Annotated in this window: 3 protein-coding genes; 2 read left to right on the forward strand and 1 reads right to left on the reverse strand. The window is 68.8% G+C overall.

The window, feature by feature from the left end; all coding sequences use genetic code 11:
• Window positions 1-361 (reverse strand): hypothetical protein (locus tag ON30_RS40725; protein ID WP_218006310.1); only part of this gene is annotated, 361 nt, incomplete at its 3' end.
• 176 nt (window positions 362-537) lie between these two features.
• Here ON30_RS40725 and ON30_RS27900 point away from each other — a divergent pair.
• The gene (locus tag ON30_RS27900) at window positions 538-1,203 is read left to right on the forward strand and encodes a hypothetical protein (protein WP_157183861.1); all 666 of its coding nucleotides are present in this window, start codon (window positions 538-540) and stop codon (window positions 1,201-1,203) included.
• A partial coding sequence (locus tag ON30_RS27905) for a hypothetical protein (protein ID WP_040711952.1) occupies window positions 1,200-1,409 on the forward strand: 210 nt, incomplete at its 3' end. The genes ON30_RS27900 and ON30_RS27905, both read left to right, overlap by 4 nt.

Genomic DNA, 1,409 nt, shown 5'->3' on the forward strand with positions numbered 1-1,409 from the left:
CGGCGCGCACGAGGTCCACGCCCTGGCCGAAGCCGCGATGAACGCGTGCGAGTGGGCGGTGTACCGGGTCCGGCGCTGCTACAGCGCTCCCGCGCAAGCCTGGCGCGCGGTCGAGATCATCCACCACGGCGACCGCGCCGCGTCGCTGAGGTTCGTTCTCGACCTCGTCGAACGGGTGGGCATCGCGGTGCGGACCGACGGGGAACACACCCGCCTGTGGCTCACCCCCGAGAGCGAGCGCTACCCGCGTGTGCAGGAGTTCTTCGTCGCCGCTCCGAACACGATAACCCCGAAGAAGCGTGCGGGATTCGAAACCCGCTGGGGCGGACACGCCGAGGACCGACTCCGCGCGCTCGAACACACGCCCTGCACGGCACGCACGTTCCCGCAGCCGCCTGAGCCCACAACCCACCCGACGACCTCGGCCCGACACGACCGCGCGGTGACGCCCCGTCGAGGACTGGAATTCATCGCTCACGGTCCGGGCCGGTCCTCCGACGAGCGAGGCCGTCTCACCGCACAGAAAGGACCACGCCCGTGCTCTGTACTGGAACCTTGTTCACCCACACCGAGATCGACGCGCTGGCACGCCTCGCCGCGCAGTTGTGGGCCCGCTCCGGCGACCCCGACGACATCCTCAGCGCCACCGAGAAGGATCTGCTGAACCGGGCGCACGCCCTTCTCGCCGGCGAGGACCACAGCGACGCCACGACCGACGACGCCGCGGAGTCCGTCTTCGTCATCTCCCACCATGATCCGATTCCGTTCGCTGTCAACGAGAACGCGTTCGAGATGTGGCTCGCGGTGGACGGCGACCACGTCGAGGCTCTGCTGCCCAGCAGCCACGACGCCCAACCCGCGAGCGACCTGGTCGCGTTGTTCGAGGCCGCCTGCGCCGCCGATGTCCTGATCGAGGATCCGCGTCTGGAGTTGCTCATCGACCACAACAATGTCGGGCTGCCCGGGTTCACCCTCATGCTGCGCAACTTCCGCGGCCGACACGACGACATCGCTCTCACCAGCGGCTACACCGCACTGGAGTTCGCCGACGCCGAGCTGTCCACCGCCGCGGAGGCACGGACGCACCTGCACCAGATCATCAACGTCGCCAACGGGCTGCTCGATCGGATCACCGGCCGGGAGCCGACCCGCGAGCACCACGACACTCCCGGTCCCAGCACGACGAAAGCAGGGCGACCATGATCACCATCGAGGATCTGCGAACATGGATATCCGGTCTGGACCCGTTCGGCCATGTCGGTATCGATGAGGGCGGACTGTGGCTGGTGGAAATCCGCCACGACGACCGAACCACCGGCGCCCACCTCGAGGTCGGCGGCTACGACGAGGACCGCGACCCGCCCGCGCCGCAGGCCTCGACGATGGTCGTGAGTCCACCGGCGGGGGCG

The sequence above is a fragment of the Nocardia takedensis NBRC 100417 genome, assembly GCF_000308695.1.
Classification (GTDB): domain Bacteria; phylum Actinomycetota; class Actinomycetes; order Mycobacteriales; family Mycobacteriaceae; genus Nocardia; species Nocardia takedensis.